Source organism: Laedolimicola intestinihominis (assembly GCF_040096155.1).
Lineage (GTDB): Bacteria > Bacillota > Clostridia > Lachnospirales > Lachnospiraceae > Laedolimicola > Laedolimicola intestinihominis.
On the sequence record NZ_JBBMFE010000005.1, the window covers coordinates 121,079 to 137,651 of the forward strand.

At 44.6% G+C, this 16,573-nt stretch carries 18 protein-coding genes and 1 pseudogene; all 19 read left to right on the plus strand.

The window, feature by feature from the left end; all coding sequences use genetic code 11:
• The first annotated feature begins 2 nt into the window (after nucleotides 1-2).
• The 19 genes and pseudogenes from WMO29_RS07425 to WMO29_RS07515 all read left to right on the plus strand — a co-directional run bounded on the left by WMO29_RS07425 (nucleotide 3) and on the right by WMO29_RS07515 (nucleotide 16,571).
• Nucleotides 3-287 (plus strand): DUF6637 family protein, encoded by a 285-nt coding sequence (locus tag WMO29_RS07425; RefSeq protein ID WP_178037980.1) that lies wholly within the window; start codon nucleotides 3-5, stop codon nucleotides 285-287.
• Entirely contained in the window at nucleotides 287-1,267 is a 981-nt protein-coding gene (locus WMO29_RS07430; protein ID WP_178037986.1) for a biotin--[acetyl-CoA-carboxylase] ligase, read from the plus strand. Before WMO29_RS07425 ends, WMO29_RS07430 begins: the two co-directional genes overlap by 1 nt.
• Nucleotides 1,268-1,280: 13 nt before the next feature.
• Nucleotides 1,281-1,619, plus strand: a complete 339-nt coding sequence (locus tag WMO29_RS07435) for a DUF6145 family protein (RefSeq protein ID WP_349164377.1) — start codon at nucleotides 1,281-1,283, stop codon at nucleotides 1,617-1,619.
• Entirely contained in the window at nucleotides 1,612-2,403 is a 792-nt protein-coding gene (locus WMO29_RS07440) for a prolipoprotein diacylglyceryl transferase (protein ID WP_349164378.1), read from the plus strand. The genes WMO29_RS07435 and WMO29_RS07440 overlap by 8 nt, the downstream gene beginning before the upstream one ends.
• On the plus strand, nucleotides 2,396-2,668 hold the full coding sequence (locus WMO29_RS07445) for a hypothetical protein (RefSeq protein ID WP_349164379.1): 273 nt from the start codon (nucleotides 2,396-2,398) through the stop codon (nucleotides 2,666-2,668). The genes WMO29_RS07440 and WMO29_RS07445 overlap by 8 nt, the downstream gene beginning before the upstream one ends.
• Nucleotides 2,669-2,718: 50 nt before the next feature.
• Complete coding sequence (gene dusB, locus WMO29_RS07450) at nucleotides 2,719-3,678, plus strand: tRNA dihydrouridine synthase DusB (protein WP_178037984.1); 960 nt, start codon at nucleotides 2,719-2,721, stop codon at nucleotides 3,676-3,678.
• Nucleotides 3,679-3,872: 194 nt separating this feature from the next.
• The gene (greA, locus tag WMO29_RS07455) at nucleotides 3,873-4,355 is read left to right on the plus strand and encodes a transcription elongation factor GreA (protein ID WP_158362491.1); all 483 of its coding nucleotides are present in this window, start codon (nucleotides 3,873-3,875) and stop codon (nucleotides 4,353-4,355) included.
• A gap of 24 nt (nucleotides 4,356-4,379) precedes the next feature.
• Nucleotides 4,380-5,864: pseudogene (lysS, locus tag WMO29_RS07460) on the plus strand (lysine--tRNA ligase); the annotation flags it as partial.
• Nucleotides 5,865-6,119: 255 nt separating this feature from the next.
• The gene (locus WMO29_RS07465) at nucleotides 6,120-6,347 is read left to right on the plus strand and encodes a DUF6462 family protein (RefSeq protein WP_022377868.1); all 228 of its coding nucleotides are present in this window, start codon (nucleotides 6,120-6,122) and stop codon (nucleotides 6,345-6,347) included.
• Between the two features lie 9 nt (nucleotides 6,348-6,356).
• Complete coding sequence (locus WMO29_RS07470) at nucleotides 6,357-6,830, plus strand: DUF6462 family protein (protein WP_022377867.1); 474 nt, start codon at nucleotides 6,357-6,359, stop codon at nucleotides 6,828-6,830.
• Nucleotides 6,823-7,122, plus strand: a complete 300-nt coding sequence (locus tag WMO29_RS07475; protein WP_022377866.1) for a DUF6462 family protein — start codon at nucleotides 6,823-6,825, stop codon at nucleotides 7,120-7,122. Before WMO29_RS07470 ends, WMO29_RS07475 begins: the two co-directional genes overlap by 8 nt.
• 534 nt (nucleotides 7,123-7,656) lie before the next feature.
• A complete protein-coding gene (locus WMO29_RS07480) occupies nucleotides 7,657-7,806 on the plus strand; it encodes a hypothetical protein (protein ID WP_015567903.1) in 150 nt (49 codons plus the stop codon).
• A complete protein-coding gene (locus tag WMO29_RS07485) occupies nucleotides 7,793-8,047 on the plus strand; it encodes a hypothetical protein (protein WP_055062764.1) in 255 nt (84 codons plus the stop codon). The genes WMO29_RS07480 and WMO29_RS07485 overlap by 14 nt, the downstream gene beginning before the upstream one ends.
• Nucleotides 8,048-8,056: 9 nt before the next feature.
• Nucleotides 8,057-9,019, plus strand: a complete 963-nt coding sequence (locus WMO29_RS07490; RefSeq protein ID WP_370805852.1) for a ParM/StbA family protein — start codon at nucleotides 8,057-8,059, stop codon at nucleotides 9,017-9,019.
• Between the two features lie 8 nt (nucleotides 9,020-9,027).
• Entirely contained in the window at nucleotides 9,028-9,477 is a 450-nt protein-coding gene (locus WMO29_RS07495; RefSeq protein ID WP_055196091.1) for a hypothetical protein, read from the plus strand.
• A gap of 5 nt (nucleotides 9,478-9,482) precedes the next feature.
• A complete protein-coding gene (locus tag WMO29_RS07500) occupies nucleotides 9,483-9,656 on the plus strand; it encodes a hypothetical protein (protein WP_181975168.1) in 174 nt (57 codons plus the stop codon).
• Between the two features lie 183 nt (nucleotides 9,657-9,839).
• Complete coding sequence (locus WMO29_RS07505) at nucleotides 9,840-10,682, plus strand: ICP22 family protein (RefSeq protein ID WP_349164380.1); 843 nt, start codon at nucleotides 9,840-9,842, stop codon at nucleotides 10,680-10,682.
• 92 nt (nucleotides 10,683-10,774) lie between these two features.
• Nucleotides 10,775-16,153, plus strand: a complete 5,379-nt coding sequence (locus WMO29_RS07510) for a SpaA isopeptide-forming pilin-related protein (protein ID WP_349164381.1) — start codon at nucleotides 10,775-10,777, stop codon at nucleotides 16,151-16,153.
• A 70-nt stretch (nucleotides 16,154-16,223) separates the two neighbouring features.
• Complete coding sequence (locus WMO29_RS07515; protein ID WP_242987548.1) at nucleotides 16,224-16,571, plus strand: helix-turn-helix domain-containing protein; 348 nt, start codon at nucleotides 16,224-16,226, stop codon at nucleotides 16,569-16,571.
• Nucleotides 16,572-16,573: the final 2 nt, after the last annotated feature.

The following is a 16,573-nucleotide window of genomic DNA, read 5'->3' on the forward strand; positions in this document are numbered from 1 at the left end:
GCATGAAAAAAGCAAGCCATGTGAGCAGGGACCCTTATTATTACTGGAAAATGATTTCCATGGTCCTGGCCTGCGCGGTGCTGATTCTGGCTATCCTGATTTTATTTGGCAGTAAGGGGGGAATGCTGATTCCCCTCGCCTTTCTGTTGGGAGCAGTTATGTCGGCGGTGACGGGCATTATGGAACTGGCAAAAAATAAAAAGGTGACCGGCTACATCTGCTCGATTTTCGCGGGGCTGATGGCCGTGGCACTGATATTCAATATCATCTGGATGTGGTTTTTATGATAAAGGACGAGGTTTTGGCTGCACTTCGGGAGAGAGGCGGCTATGTATCCGGGCAGGAGTTGTGCGACCGGTTTTCCGTGTCCCGGACTGCCATCTGGAAGGCAGTCAGCAAATTAAAAGAAGAGGGCTATGAGATTGACAGTGTGCCGAATCGGGGGTACTGTCTTCTGACGTCGCCGGACGCCATGACCGAGGCGGAGATTCGCAGTTATCTCCATACGGAGAAGATGGGGAAGAGCCTGGTTTGCTTCGCAGATACGGATTCCACGAATATTCAGGCGAAGCTGCTGGCAGAGCAGAATGCACCCGACGGGACATTGGTCTGCTCAGATCAGCAGACGAAGGGTCGGGGGCGCCGGGGACGTGCCTGGGATTCCCCGCCGGGAGAGGCCATCTATATGAGCCTTTTACTGCGACCGGATATCCATCCGGAGCATGCGTCCATGCTGACGCTGGTCATGGGTATGGCGGTGGCAGATGCCATCAATGAGCTGATGGGCGGCGAATCAGCCGGGATTAAATGGCCCAACGATGTGGTGCTGAAAGGCAAAAAGGTCTCCGGAACCCTGACGGAAATGAGTACGGAGATGGACTGCATCCATTATGTAGTCATCGGTACGGGCATCAATGTGAACACCCAGAAATTTCCAAAAGAACTGGATCAGGCGACGTCTCTGAGACTGGCAGCAGGCCATAATTTTCGGCGTGCGGAGCTGATCGCCCTTTGTATGAAATATTTTGAAAAATATTACGCGCTTTTTGAGCGGACGGAGGACCTGAGCCTTCTGATTGACGAATATAACCGGCTGCTGGTCAACCGGAACCGGGAAGTGCGGGTGCTGGAACCAGGCAATGAATATACGGGACTGGCTCTGGGCATAAACAACCAGGGCGAACTTCTGGTGCGCCGGGAGAACGGCCGGGTGGATGAGATTTATGCCGGTGAGGTATCAGTGCGCGGCGTGTATGGGTATGTATAAAATGGGAGAAAATATGGAACAGGAAAATACAGTCCTCTGCGGAGCCAATTCCTACGAGGAAAAATACTTTTTTAACGAGCAGTTTGCGGCGTTGCCTGCGACCATCAAGGACGAGCTGAAAATCATGTGTGTGCTTTTTGTAAACCAGGTGGGCGGCATCCTGCTTCTGGAATTCGCTCCGGACGGCACGCTGGTCTTCCGGGTATCCAGCCATGAGGACGATTTCTTCTTCGATGAGATCGGAAGCAGCCTGCAAATCAAGGAACTGCGGAGAGACAAGGAAGAGCTTCTGGCTTCTCTGGAAATGTTTTACCGCGTATTCTTTTTAAATGAGGAGACAGAACATGCATAACGAACTTTTGAAAATCGGACCGTTTACAGTGTACGGCTACGGCCTGATGATTGCCATCGGTATTTTCTCAGCCTACTGCCTGGCGGAATACCGGGCACGGAAAATAGGCCTTAACGACGAGAGGGTCTTCGGCATGACTATCTGGGCGGTTATCGGCGGAATTCTGGGCGGTAAGATTTTGTATTATATTACGATTTTACCTCAGATTTTCGCGGATCCGAGCCTTTTATACCGGGATTTGCTGGAGGGCTTTGTGATTTACGGCGCGCTCATCGGCGGCTTTATCGGCATCGTGCTTTACTGCCATATCTGGAAAATGAATCTGCTGTCGTATCTGGATCTGGCGCTGCCTTCCGTGGCACTGGCCCAGGGATTTGGCCGCATCGGATGCCTGCTGGCAGGCTGCTGCTACGGGCAGGAGACGGACAGCGCGTTCGCGATTACCTTCCACAATTCCGCTTACGCCCCCAACGGTGTGCCGTTGATCCCGACCCAGATTATTTCCAGCGGACTGGATTTCCTTCATTTTTTCATTTTACTTTACTTTGTAAAAAAATGGAAGAAACATGACGGGCAGGTGACGGGACTTTTCTTTATGCTTTACAGCGCCGGTCGTTTTGTGCTGGAGTATTTCCGGGGAGATCTGGAGAGGGGAAGCGTGGGCGTACTGTCCACGTCCCAGTTTATTGCCATATTTATGTTTGTGTTTGGAGCGGTCTTTTTCTTTGGCTTAAGCAAAAAGAAAGCGGCTGTGCCCACTGAGGTGAAAAAGCAGGATGAGTAAAAGTGAGAAGCGTGCCCAGACCTTCCTGTATATTGGTGTGCTGCTGGCACTGATTGCGGCGGACTGGCACTGGTATCTGGATGAATTTGCAGGCGAGAGCTTTGTGACGGGACTGTCGTTTATGAAGGTAGTGTATGTGCTGTGGATAGGCGCTATTATCATTTGTCTGGCGGTCAGCGGCGTATTTTTCTGGAAGCTTCGGAAGCAGGAGGCGGCCTATACCCGCAAAAATAAGCGCGGGCATGAGAAAAAGCGCCGGGTGTAAGACAGAAGCCCGTCGGGCAGGATTTTATTTTATAAAAAGGAAATTTTTTCATGGGAAAGCTAAAGATAGGAAGCGTGGAACTTCCGAATCCGGTGATACTGGCGCCGATGGCAGGGGTAAGTGACCTGCCTTTTCGTCTGTTATGCCGGGAACAGGGCGCGGGACTGGTGTGCATGGAAATGGTCAGCGCCAAGGCTATCGCCTATCACAATCGCAACACCGAGAGGCTGATGGAAATCAATGACCGGGAGCATCCGGTGTCCTTACAGCTTTTCGGCTCCGAGCCGGACCTGATGGCGGAGATTGCCGCGCAGATTGAGGACAAGCCCTTCGACATTCTGGACATCAATATGGGCTGTCCGGTGCCGAAAATCGTGGGTAACGGAGAGGGATCGGCTCTGATGAAAAACCCGAAGCTTATCGAGGAGATTATCACGAAGGTGTCCCGGGCGATCAAAAAGCCCCTGACCGTGAAATTCCGGAAGGGTTTCGACGACGATCATGTGAATGCGGTGGAGATCGCGAAGATCGCCGAGGCCAGCGGCGCGGCGGCAGTGGCGGTCCATGGCCGCACGCGGGAGCAATTCTACTCGGGAACGGCGGACTGGGAGATTATCCGACAGGTGAAAGAGGCCGTATCCATTCCCGTTATCGGAAATGGGGATGTGGACAGCCCGGAGAAGGCAAAGGCACTGCTTGATAGCACCGGCTGCGACGGCGTCATGATTGGCCGGGCTGCCAGAGGCAATCCCTGGCTGTTTCATCGGGTGGCAGAGTATCTGGAGACCGGAAAGCTCCTGGACAAACCATCCGGGGAAGAGATCAAAGCCATGATGCTCCGCCACGCGCGGATGCAGGTAGCATGCAAGGGCGATTACACGGGCATCCGGGAGATGCGGAAACACATTTCCTGGTACACTACAGGACTGCCCGGTTCCGCAAAGCTCAGGGGAAAGATTAACAGCGTAGAGAGTCTTCAGGAAATGGAAGAGCTTTTACAGGAAATGTAAGGGAAAAGTTGTAAGGAAAAAGCCATAAGCAGCCACGGAAAGCGATTGACAATCAGCGTCTTTGAGTGTATAATATCGTGGATATTCTGAAGGTGGGTCAGTGCCGTTTGTCCCATTTTCCAGAGCATCGACAGGAATAAATGCGACAGAAAAAGATATAATGGAATAGATAAGAACCAGGAAGGATGTAAAAAATGAGCGAGAAGAAAAATTTACTGACTTATGAGGGACTGAAAAAGCTGGAGGACGAGCTCCAGGATCTGAAGGTAGTGCAGAGAAAAGAGATCGCACAGAAGATCAAAGAGGCAAGAGAGCAGGGCGACCTGTCTGAGAACGCCGAGTACGACGCAGCCAAGGACGAGCAGCGTGACATCGAGGCCAGAATCGAGCAGATCGAGAAAATTTTGAAAAATGCAGAGGTTGTCGTAGAGGACGAGGTAGATCTGGACAAGATCAGCGTAGGCTGCGTGGTAAAGGTTCTGGATGTGGAATACGACGAGGAAGAGGAGTTCAAGCTGGTAGGTTCCTCTGAGGCAAACAGCCTGAACGGTAAGATTTCCAATGAGTCTCCGGTAGGAAAGGCTCTGATTGGCGCGCGCGTAGGCGATACCATCAAGGTTGAGACACAGGCAGGAGAGATTGAATACAAGGTACTTGAGATCCAGAGATCCAAGTAATCGGCATACGAGAGGAGTACAGGAATGGGAGAACAGAAGAATCAGAACGGACAGGAGCAGGATATCAATCAGCTCTTAAAGGTACGCCGTGAGAAGCTGGCAGACCTGCAGGAGCGCGGAAAGGATCCGTTCCGGATTACAAAATTTGACGTGACACATCACAGCCAGGAGATCAAGGATGACTTTGAAGCTCTGGAGGGCAAGACCGTAACCATCGCCGGACGTATGATGTCCAAGCGTGTCATGGGTAAGGCTTCCTTCTGCAACGTGCAGGATCTGAAGGGCAATATCCAGTGCTACGTGGCCAGAGACAACGTGGGCGAGGAAGAGTATAAGGATTTCAAGAAATATGATATCGGTGATATCGTTGGCATCACCGGCGAAGTATTCCGCACTAAGACCGGCGAGATCTCTATCCATGTGGCCAATGTGACACTGCTCAGCAAGAGCCTTCAGATTCTTCCGGAGAAGTTCCATGGACTGACTAACACCGACGTGCGTTATCGTCAGCGTTACACCGACCTGATCATGAACAGCGAAGTGAAGGATACCTTTATCAAACGTTCCAGAATTATCAGCAGCATCCGCCGTTATCTGGACGGACAGGGCTTCATGGAGGTGGAGACTCCGCTTCTGGTGGCCAATGCAGGCGGCGCGGCAGCGCGTCCCTTCATCACACATTCCAATGCGCTGGATGAGGACTTCAAGCTTCGTATTTCCCTGGAGCTGTACCTGAAGCGTCTGATCGTGGGTGGTCTGGAGCGTGTATACGAGATTGGCCGTGTATTCCGTAACGAGGGCTGCGATACCCGTCACAATCCGGAGTTCACTTTGATGGAGCTCTATCAGGCATATACCGATTATCATGGCATGATGGATCTGACTGAGAACCTGTACCGTACCGTAGCACAGGATGTGCTGGGAACCACAAAGATTGTATACAATGGCATTGAGATGGATCTGGGCAAGCCCTTTGAGCGGATTACCATGGTAGATGCTGTCAAGAAATATTCCGGCGTAGACTGGAACGAGATTCACACGCTGGAGGAGGCCCGCGCCGCAGCGAAGGAGCACAACGTAGAGTTCGAGGAGCGCCATAAGAAGGGCGATATCCTGAATCTGTTCTTCGAGGAGTTCGTAGAGGAGCATCTGCTTCAGCCGACCTTCGTTATGGATCATCCGATTGAGATCTCTCCGCTGACCAAGAAGAAGCCGGAGAATCCGGAATACGTAGAGCGATTCGAGTTCTTCATGAACGGCTGGGAGATGGCCAACGCTTACTCCGAGCTGAATGACCCCATCGACCAGCGCGAGCGTTTTAAGGCTCAGGAAGAGCTGCTGGCACAGGGCGACGACGAAGCGAACACCACCGACGAGGACTTTCTGAACGCCCTGGAGATCGGTATGCCGCCCACAGGCGGAATCGGTTTCGGTATCGACCGTATGTGTATGCTGCTGACAGACTCCGCAGCTATCCGCGACGTGCTGCTGTTCCCGACGATGAAGTCTATTGATAAGTAGGAATGCAGGAAAATCAAGGGTTTCAGAGCGTGGATGTACTAAAATATATAGTTGGTCAAGGGGTTTTGACCAAGATTTGACCAATTTTTGGCATAGTCAAAAAAAGATTAGTACAGGTTAGTACAGATTGCTTAGTCTGAAAAATTAAAGATTGTATTACTTAGAGGACATTTTCTAAAGAAATTTAGAAGATGTCCTCTTTTTGCGTTATAGGAACAATTGAAATACCGAAAGGAGAATAGCATGGAACACACAAAGGCATATCAGGAATTTAAGAAGAATGGTAATACAAAGTTTGTAAGATATAGCGAAGGAGCAGAAATGTATCATATGAGCGTATCAAAGTTTATGCAAATGGCTAAGGATGCCAAAGCAATCTATAAGTTAGGACAGTTAGTACTTGTGAATTTAAAAATATTTGATGAGTACATTGAGACATTCCATATAGTTGATGATGAATTTTATAAGTAGGTGAAAAGGATGGTAACACAATTACAGCCGGATGTTAGGGCTTATCTTCATGGTGGGGAGGTAATAAAAAGATACATAAGGGTCGAAGAGGTGGCTCATGAATATGGATTTAGTGTTGAGGAAACTGAATATATAGCTAAGGCTGCAAGTTCTTTATACAAGCTTACCCGTATTCATTTGGTAAAAAAGGAAAGGTTTGATGAGTTTATGAAACACATATATAAAGTGCCGGGAACAAATAAGCAGATAATCAAAAAGTTTGCGAGAATTGGAGAAGCTTCAATTATATACAGTATTGGAAGGCATAGGTTTATCGAGCTGGCTAGAGCAGCAGGTGCTACATATAAAATAAATGAGGGGACAGGAGGGACTGTACTGGTTAATTTAGAAATATTTGATAATTACATGGAGCAATTCAGACAACCTGTAAGACCTTTGAAAGAGCCGTTATACGGACAGGAAGAAGGTGAATTGAATGAGTAACTCATATAAGTTCTATTCAGATACAAAAGACATTATGAAAAAATATGTAAATGCTACTGAGGGAGCCATTATTTATGGCATAAGTAAATCAAGGATTATGGTTTTGGCTTCAGAAGCAGGGGCAGTATATAAGGTTGGAAATTCAGCATTGATTAATACAGATATTTTTGAAATGTATTTGGAGAAATTTAAGGAACCAACAAGACCATTGCCCAAACATATTTGGAATAAATTGTCAAGCGAAGATAAAAAAGACCACAATAGTACCTGTTTTGATAAAAAAGACCCGTGATTGTCACTTTCGGCATTATAGAAACTAATGTAATATATGGACATTCCAAGAAAAACTTGGGATGAACAATTTAATAATCAGTTACAGATTTGCAAAGTAGTTTGCACTGCAGAGTATCTGTAGGTAGTAAATTTACGGGGCATGTACCTGGAAGATGAAAGTCACAGCTATCATATTAGTAGCCTGATGGATCGAAAGATGAAGGGTGAGAAGTTGGATGGAAATCTGGAAAAAGGATTCGGCATGTTGCGTAAGGATAATCAACCACAGAGGGCGAGAAGTTTGTCCTTATCCTCAAAAGGCTAAAAGAGGAGATAGTGCTTCTGATAATTCAGAAGGGCGTCGTGAAACACATTTTGTGGCTCGTCTGTAACTCCCGGAGGTGAGAACACCTCTTTGTACACGGGGCGATATAGGAGTCTAGAAGACTGGCGTGTACCTACATGCTTAGCATTAAGCATAGCCATGTAGACTATATCACTTCCAAATTCAAATTTTGTCTATATGGCAACTAATTTGAAGGAGGATAAAGTGATGATGGGATTTAGCATAGCATTTATAATTATTGTTCTTATTGTATTGTATTCATTAGCAAGGACAGCAGGTGAGTCGGACAGGATATTGGAAAATATAAGAGAGCAATCACTCCTTGGAAGGGAGGAGAGCTCTGGTGGGAACAGTTGAAAAAAGAGATAAGCATAAGAAACGCAGATTTGTATCTCCAGAAGAAAAGCTTGAAAGAGAATTAAAAGATTGTATGCATTGTAGATTCTTCTGGGGACATAACAACAGATGTGCCAATGGAACATGTTGTAAACCATCTAAGAAAAAAGAACAGAAGCTTCCAGCGGAATGTGTCGGATGTCCATATTATCAAGGGAATGGTTATTGTTTTCCTTGTATGCGAAAGCTGATAGGAAAGTAGGTGGTTAAGATGTTCAAGTGGCTGTTTAAGAAGAAAGGATGTGCAAAACATATGAATAACAAGTTAGAAGTAATCGGCATTGATCATGGCTGGTCAATGATGAAAACAATTTCTCAGGTATTTGTCACAGGAGTTAAGGAGATTACAACAACTCCGGCACTTTTCGGCGATGTACTTGAGTATGAAGGAAAGTTCTATAAGGTTGGAACTGTGAGGCAGGAAGTAAAGGATACAAAGGTCGAAGATGACAGCTTTTATCTTCTCACTCTTGCAGCAGTTGCTAAGGAACTTAAAAGAAGAGGTCTTGCAGAGGCAAAGGTATTCCTTGCCGTAGGACTACCACTTACAAGGTTTGGAGCAGAGAAGAATGATTTTATCAAGTACCTGACAAAGAATAAGCGTGTAAGCTTCAAATATGAGAATGAGCCGTATTATATTGAAATGGATGATGTGGCAGTATTCCCTCAGTGTTATGCAGCAGTAGTGGACAAGATTCCTACAATGGCAAAGAAAACGCTGATAGTAGATATCGGTAGCTGGACAATCGACATTATGCCGGTAATCAACAAGTCACCGGATGAATCAAAGTGTGTGACGATACCAAAAGGTCTTATTACCTGTATGCGTTCTATCAATGAACAGTGTGTAAGACAACTTAACGGAGAGGTAGACGAGTCAGAGATACAGAATATCATGCGATATGGCAGGTCAGATATTGATGATGAATACTTTGCCATTATCAAGGCAGAGATAGAGGATTTTGTTGATAAGGTATATAACTCAATCCGTGAGTTTGGGTATAACTTAAAGACTACACCGATTGTATTTGTCGGTGGCGGGGCAGTTGTGATGAAGAATTTTGGTAGTCATGATGCTAAGAACATTTCCTATAACCTTGATGTAAAGGCAAATGCAAGAGGATATGAGCAGCTTGCCACAATGGGACTTAAAAGCACTAAGCGATTATCATAAGGAGGCAGATGATGGGAAGAAGACTTGAATATGAAGTAAAAACTTCTGTCCGCCTCAACATGAGCAATCCTCAGCATGTGAAAATCAATGATGTGATTCAGAACCTTGATCCGAAGATTTTCAAATCTAAGAACCAGTTCATTATAGATGCGATTCAGTTCTACATTGATAATTATGGAAAAGAAACTTTTGTTATCAAGAAGAAGGAAAAAGAGAGGGCTGAATATATCCGGTCAGAAGATATTGATGACATTAAGGAAGAGGTCATTGAAGCAGCAACCAATGAGGCTAGAAAAGAGGTAATAAAGCTGTTAGGCGGAGTGATATCCGGGATGAATGTTGGTCAGCCGGTAATAATGCAGGCAGCCAATAGTGAAGCACAAGAACCTACAGAAGATGTTATGGACGATGCAGATGTTGCAGGACTTGCAATGGGATGGATGTCGAAAGGAGACTGATTATTATGAGAAGAGTTATGGGAGCCGTAGGAACAGTAATTTTAGAGATACTCAAGTGGATATTAAGGATAATTCTTGGAGCTTTGAAGCTGGTCTTAGGACTTGCCAAAATAATTCTTCTTCTATTCGCTATGGTGGCAAGGGTATTTCTTTCATTCGTAAGAATGGGCACATTTTGAGAGGAGGTGAGCATATATGCAGGCAAAGGGTTTATTCTTGAATTATAAGAAAAACAGACGACTTATGCAGTATTTCTTTAAAATAAGAGAGCTGGTATAATGAAAGGAGTTTAAGATGCACAGAATACGGGACAGTCCTATGTGTCCCGTGCATTACAGATAAATAGTTCACCGCAAGGGTGGATGGCACGGAACACAAAGCTCGTCCCTCTTGCGGAGAAGGGATGGGTGATGACTATGAAGAAGATAAGTATTATCTTACTATCCGCAGTATTGGTCTTTTCAATGGCTGCCTGTAATGGTGGTAAGGAAAAGGCTGATAATCAGACAGAGAAACAGACGGAAAGCGTAAAGCCAACTGAAGAAGTAGCAATGGCAACGGAAGCTGTCACAGAGGTCACAACCGAAGCTGGAAGTGAAGAGACAGAGAAAGATATTGCCGAGGTTAAAGATTCAGAAGAGAAGACTGATAAGGAAGATAACCAGTCTGCTGATAATGAAACTGCTTCAAAGCAGAAAGAAAAGTCAGAGCAGGATGACGAGCCGGAACAGAAAGCTCCTGCAAGTGGTAATAAGGAAGCTGGTGGAAATCAGAGTAATGCAGGTAATGGTGGTCAGACTACAGACAGTCCGAAAGACAATGTGAGCAATCCACAGCCTGCATCCGTGGCGTACAGTCCACAGAATGTTGTGTCACTTGCAACAGCAAAGTGTCAGGCAGGAGGGATGATTACCACACAGCAGAATTTACAGAATCATTTGAATGACGGCAGTATCACGCAGGAAGAGTACAATGAGTATTATCCTTACGATGGTATGGAAGGCTCTTATTATAGTGTGTTTGTAGAAACAGACCTCAACAAAGCAAGTACCATTGATGGACAGCGGTTATCATCTGAGGATGCAATCGCAGAATATATTGCAAGTATGTTACTTTTGGAAACAGATCCGGTATTCTACATCAGTTATGATGGAGTTTACACGACAGGCGGCACAGACTATTACGAGTTTCGATGTCACAGATAAATAAAAACGAATAGAAGCAGAAGGAAGAAAGATGTAAGCCATAAACTTATGTCTTTCTTTTTTTTATGCGTAAATTAAGGAGGAAAGAGCACATGAAACAGAAACTAAAGCGTTTTATGGCAGGGTTTATGGCTATGCTCACACTGGTTGGAACACTCTTTACGAATGGAACAACAGCATTTGCAGCCAGTCCGCAGGCAAATATTGCGTTCTGGAATGCGTCAGTCAAAAATTCCGGAGAAGTAAGTGAGCTGAAGCCCGGATATAATCATGGCAAGATTCTGTATTCAATTCTTGACGGAAATTCTGCATATTGTATGAATTTCGGATTAAGAGCAGATGGCGGTCAGCTTATGAACAGCTACGATGATGCGAGCACATCAATGTCAGCACAGCAGAGAAAGCTTTTAAGTTACTGCCTTTATTATGGGTTTAACAGTACACAAAAGGCGGCACCAAGCAACAGTCAGTGCGATGAGTATATCGCAACTCAGGCAATGGTATGGGTTATTGTAGCAGATATCTTTGGAACCGGAAGTGGTGATTCGGCAGCGAGAAAGCTCTGCAACACAGCACCAAGTCCTGATTCTTCATACAGCTATTATGAGAGACTCAGAGACAATATCAGCAGCTCCTACAATGCAACACTTCCAAGTTTTGCATCACGCAGAACCAGTGAGGCACCAACTTATGAATTAAAGTGGAATGATGGAAGTCAGAGATTTGAAACAACATTATCTGACAGCAATGGTGTTTTATCGGATTTTGATTTTGGCATCAGCGGATATTCTGTTGATAAGAATGGCAACAGTATTACAATCTCTTCAACGAGCGTGAATACTACAGCTACAACAGGAACATTCACATCCAATGCTGGCAAGGTTGAGACCACATCAAGCTGTGTATTCTGGCTTACAGGAAAGAGCGGATATCAGGAGTTTATTTCTGAAAGACCGACAGCAGATCCTATCAAAGCATATATCAAGGTCAAGACAGAGAATATCGGATATGGTGAGCTTACAAAGACAGATGAGTCAAGCGGAGTGAAGCTTTCCGGTGCAGTCTATGGAATCTATTCTGACAGCGGATGCACAAACAGAGTACAGACCATGACAACAGATGGAAACGGATATGCAAAGTCAGCTGCACTTGTTGCAGGCACTTATTATGTAAAAGAGATTACCGCACCAAAGGGATATGTCCTTTCCGGTAAGGTTCATACACTTACTGTAAAAGCAGGACAGACAACGGGAATCTCTGCAACAGATAAAGAGCAGCTTGGAGCAATCACAATTTATAAAGAGGGTGAGGTGCTTAGTTCATGGAATGGAAGCAATTTCACTTATGAGAAAAAGAAGCTTTCCGGAGCAGCATTCAAGGTAACTGCTGGAGCAGATATCTACAAGGCAGATGGTACTAAGGTTTACAATGCTGGCGATGTAGTGGCAGAAAGCCTTACAACAGGAACTGACGGACAGGTGGTATTATCTGACCTTCATCTTGGAACTTATGTGGTAACTGAGATTAAGAGCATTGACGGGTATACAATCAATACCACACCTCAGACAGTAGCAGTTGAGTATAAGGACCAGACTGTGACAGTACAGTATGAATCAACTACGATTGAGAATACAAGACAGAAAGCGGATGTATCTGTCGTAAAGAAGGACTCTGACACAGAGAACCCTCTTGATGGCGGCAAGTACACACTTTATGCCGGAAATGACATCAAAAACTATGCCGGACAGGTTATTGTGACAAAGGGTACAGCTCTTGAGACAGTAACTACAGGTGAGGACGGAAAGGCAAGCTACAGCGTGGATCTGCCAATCTCTAACGGATATTATGTCTCAGAGACACAGGCACCATATGCGTATATCAGAAACAGTAAAGATGTTTACAGCTTCAATTTCAATGTATTACCTGAAACACAGGCAAAGGCATCATTCAGTCACACATTTGTAAATGACAGAACCACAGCAAAGGTTCATATCTACAAGGTAGACAAGGAATCAGGCAAGGCAGCAGCCCAGGGAGATGCAAGCCTTGAAGGTGCAGTTTATGGTCTTTATGCGAGAAACGATATCGTGCATCCGGACGGAGCAACAGGAGTTGTATTCAAAACAGGAGATCTTGTAGCAACACTTACAACAGATAAGAATGGCGAGGCAGAGGTCAATAACCTTTACCTTGGAAACTATTATGTGAAAGAAATCACTCCATCAGAGGGGTATCTTTTAGACGAAGAGGAGCACGATGTAGTTTGCGACTATGAGGGAGACCTTGTAGCAGAGATATCAAGAAGCACAACCTCAGCAGAGCAGGTCATCAAGCAGCCATTCCAGCTTATCAAGGTATCTGACAATGGCGATGATACTGAAGCAGGCTTATTGGCAGGTGCAGAGTTCACAGCTTATTTGAAATCATCTTTACCTGTAAAGGCAGATGGAAGTTATGACTTTGACAAGGCAACTCCGGTAGTAATCGGGGAAAACGGAGCAACAACAATCACATCCGATGACAAGGGACATGCAGTTTCTATTGCAATTCCTTATGGAACTTATGTGGTAGTAGAGTCAAAGACTCCGCATAACATGAAGACGATCAAGCCATTTGAGGTAAAAATCAGCGAGAACCATCCTGACAAGCCTCAGACATGGAGAGTATTCCTTGACAGGGAGTTTACTGCAAAGCTTCGTGTAATCAAGAAGGATTCCGATACAAAGCAGACAGTACTTGTACCAAATGCAGAGTTTAAGATCTTCAATATTGATAAGAACGAATATGTGAAGCAGTACACAACTTATCCGTCAAAGGTCGAGCATACTTCATTCTTTACTGACGATGATGGAGATTTAATCTTACCTGAAGCACTTAAAATCGGTAACTACCGTATTGAGGAAGTATCTGCACCATACGGATATGTTGTAAATGATAAGTATGTCAGCATCTCTGTTGATACTGATACAGCATTTGAAACAGATGGTGATACAAATGATGCAATCATTACTGTGGAATATTCCGATGCCCCTGCAGTCGGAGAAATGACTGTAGAAAAGAAGGGTGAGGTACTTGACGGATTCAAGGGTGGACTTCTTGCAAGCTCATATGAGAAAGAGTTTGTTTATAAGGAAGGCTCACTTGCCGGAGCAAAATTCAAAGTTTATGCTGCCGAGGATATTTACACAGCAGACAACCAGAAGGATGCAGACGGAAACCGCATTAAGTATTACAGCAAGGGAGACCTTGTGACAACTCTTACAACTGGCAAGGATGGAAAGGCAACAGCTAAGAATCTTCCTCTTGGACAGTACAGAGTTGTGGAAGTGGAAGCTCCATACGGATATGTATTAAATCCGAATGAGCAGAAAGTGACATTCACATATGTGGATGATAAGACACCTGTTATCAAGGAAAGCCTTACTTTCTCAGATGACAGACAGAAGCTTGATATGTCAGTGACTAAGCTTGATGCAGAAGATAATACACCGATTGCAGGTGCTGTATTTGGACTCTATGCAGATGAGGACATCAAGAATGTGGATGGCAAGGTAATCATCGAAAAGGGTACTTTACTTGAGAAAGCAACTTCTGATGAAAACGGAAAGATTACTTTTGTTAAGGATTATCCGTTTGCAAAGTATGTTGCAAAAGAGATTGAAAAGCCTGCCGGATATGTGACAAACGAAGAGGTAGTAACCTTTGATACCAAGTATAAGGGACAGGATGTTAAGACTGCTGTATATAACAGCGAGTATAAAAACACTCCTACAACCTTTGAGTTTACAAAGACAGATATCACAAGTGGTGCAGAGCTTACAGGTGCAACACTTACTGTACTTGATAAGGATGGAAATGTGGTAGACACTTGGACATCTGATGCCAAGGAAGCACATGTAATTAAGAAACTTGTCGTAGGAGAGACTTACACACTTTGTGAGGAGTTTGCTCCATACGGATATCTGAAAGCAACCGATATTCAGTTTACTGTAGAGGATACAGGAGATGTGCAGCATGTAGAAATGAAGGATGAGGTTCCGACTGGTTCTATCGTGATCAACAAGGATGGTGAGTTTGTAACAGATACCACTCTTATGAAGGGACACTGGTATGATTTCATTTTCAATTACTTCAAGGACAGTCTTGCAGGAGTAACCTTTGATGTATATGCAAAAGAGGATATCGTGAGTGCAGACGGACTTGGAAGCATTTACCATAAAGCTGGGGAAAAGGTAGCAACTATCGTAACAAACGATAAGGGCATTGCCAGAATTGATGACCTTCCTCTTGGCAAGTATTATCTTGTAGAGACAAAGACAATTGATGGATTTGTATTAGATGATACACCGATTGAGGCAGACCTTTCTTATATCGACCAGAACACAAAGGTTGTATTTGCAGGAACGGATGTGACAAATGAGCGTCAGAAAGTGCAGATTACTGTAACCAAGACTGATTCAGAGACTAAGGAAGCACTTGAAGGAGCAGTATTCGGCTTATTTGCGAAAGAAGATATCGTGAACAAAGATGGTAAGGTAATCGTAAAAGCTGATACACAGATTGAGAGAACAGTAACAGGCAAGGACGGAAGGGCAGCATTTACCTCTGACATTCCACTTGTACAGTATTATGTCAAAGAGATTGAGGCACCAAAGGGCTATGTGAAGTCTGATAAGATTTTTGATGTGGATGCTTCATATCAGGGAGATAAGGTAAAGGTTATCGAGTTTGAGGCAGCATTTGAAAATGCACCGATCAAGGTAGAGATTTCAAAGACTGATATCACAGGCGAGAAAGAATTACCTGGAGCAAAGCTTTCAGTTATTGATGCTGATGGAAAGCTTGTTGAGAGCTGGACATCAGAAGCAGGAAAGACTCATATGATTGAGAGACTTCCTGTCGGAAAGTACACACTCAGAGAGGAATCTGCACCATATGGATATAAGGTGGCAAGTGATGTAACCTTTGAAGTAAAGGAGACAGCAGAAATCCAGAAGGTATCCATGAAGGATGAGCAGGCAGTCGGTAAGATTGTCATTGAGAAAACTGACAAAGTAACCGGAAAGCCGATTGAGGGTGTTGTATTTGAAGTAAGGGATAAGGACGGAAAGGTGCTTGATACACTCACTACTGACAAGAATGGTCATGCAGAGAGCAAGGAGCTTCCTATCTGTACTTACAATGAGGATGGATCATTCAAAGAAGATATCCATTATACAGTTCTTGAGACTAAAGCAGCTGACGGATATATCCTTGATGGAACGGCTCACGATGTAACTCTTCGATACGATGACAATGCACCGGATGTTGTTGTAACAACTCTTAAGCTTATCAATGTACCGACAGAGCCTAAGCTTCCACAGACAGGCGACAATGCAAATCCGCTTCTTTATCTTGGAATTGGTGCACTTGCACTTATTACAGGTGTTGGAGTAGGACTTCGTGGAAGAAAGAAAAAGAATAAACAGTAACAATTAACCTTGCGGGGAATGTAAGCCAGTGACTTATGTTTCCTGCTTTTTTTGATTTGGAGGACAAACAGTGGTAGGAGAAAGAATCAGATATTACAGAAAACGACAAAAAATGACACTCAGGGAACTGGGCGAGAAAAGTGGTTTTGAAAATAGAGGTGATGTAAGAATTGCCCAATACGAAAATGGTTCAAGAGTTCCAAGGACGGGAACGTTGAACAGGATTGCAAAGGCACTTGGCATTCCGTCGGAAGAATTATTCTGTGAGGACTGTAGAAAGTGCATGTTTCTCAAGAATTATTACAGAAAGAAAAGAAAATCTCATACCACTTTTGATATGGGAATCGAAGAAGACAACAGTTACAGAGAACACAATAATCCCGATGATGAAGGAATTTTATATGACAATTTAGATTAAGG

Coding starts and splice junctions, on each gene's coding strand:
- WMO29_RS07425 (WP_178037980.1), top strand. CDS start 3: ATGAAAAAAGCAAGCCATGTGAGCAGGGACCCTTATTATTACTGGAAA.
- WMO29_RS07435 (WP_349164377.1), top strand. CDS start 1,281: ATGGAACAGGAAAATACAGTCCTCTGCGGAGCCAATTCCTACGAGGAA.
- WMO29_RS07440 (WP_349164378.1), top strand. CDS start 1,612: ATGCATAACGAACTTTTGAAAATCGGACCGTTTACAGTGTACGGCTAC.
- WMO29_RS07445 (WP_349164379.1), top strand. CDS start 2,396: ATGAGTAAAAGTGAGAAGCGTGCCCAGACCTTCCTGTATATTGGTGTG.
- dusB (WP_178037984.1), top strand. CDS start 2,719: ATGGGAAAGCTAAAGATAGGAAGCGTGGAACTTCCGAATCCGGTGATA.
- greA (WP_158362491.1), top strand. CDS start 3,873: ATGAGCGAGAAGAAAAATTTACTGACTTATGAGGGACTGAAAAAGCTG.
- WMO29_RS07465 (WP_022377868.1), top strand. CDS start 6,120: ATGGAACACACAAAGGCATATCAGGAATTTAAGAAGAATGGTAATACA.
- WMO29_RS07470 (WP_022377867.1), top strand. CDS start 6,357: ATGGTAACACAATTACAGCCGGATGTTAGGGCTTATCTTCATGGTGGG.
- WMO29_RS07475 (WP_022377866.1), top strand. CDS start 6,823: ATGAGTAACTCATATAAGTTCTATTCAGATACAAAAGACATTATGAAA.
- WMO29_RS07480 (WP_015567903.1), top strand. CDS start 7,657: ATGATGGGATTTAGCATAGCATTTATAATTATTGTTCTTATTGTATTG.
- WMO29_RS07490 (WP_370805852.1), top strand. CDS start 8,057: ATGTTCAAGTGGCTGTTTAAGAAGAAAGGATGTGCAAAACATATGAAT.
- WMO29_RS07495 (WP_055196091.1), top strand. CDS start 9,028: ATGATGGGAAGAAGACTTGAATATGAAGTAAAAACTTCTGTCCGCCTC.
- WMO29_RS07500 (WP_181975168.1), top strand. CDS start 9,483: ATGAGAAGAGTTATGGGAGCCGTAGGAACAGTAATTTTAGAGATACTC.
- WMO29_RS07505 (WP_349164380.1), top strand. CDS start 9,840: ATGGCACGGAACACAAAGCTCGTCCCTCTTGCGGAGAAGGGATGGGTG.
- WMO29_RS07510 (WP_349164381.1), top strand. CDS start 10,775: ATGAAACAGAAACTAAAGCGTTTTATGGCAGGGTTTATGGCTATGCTC.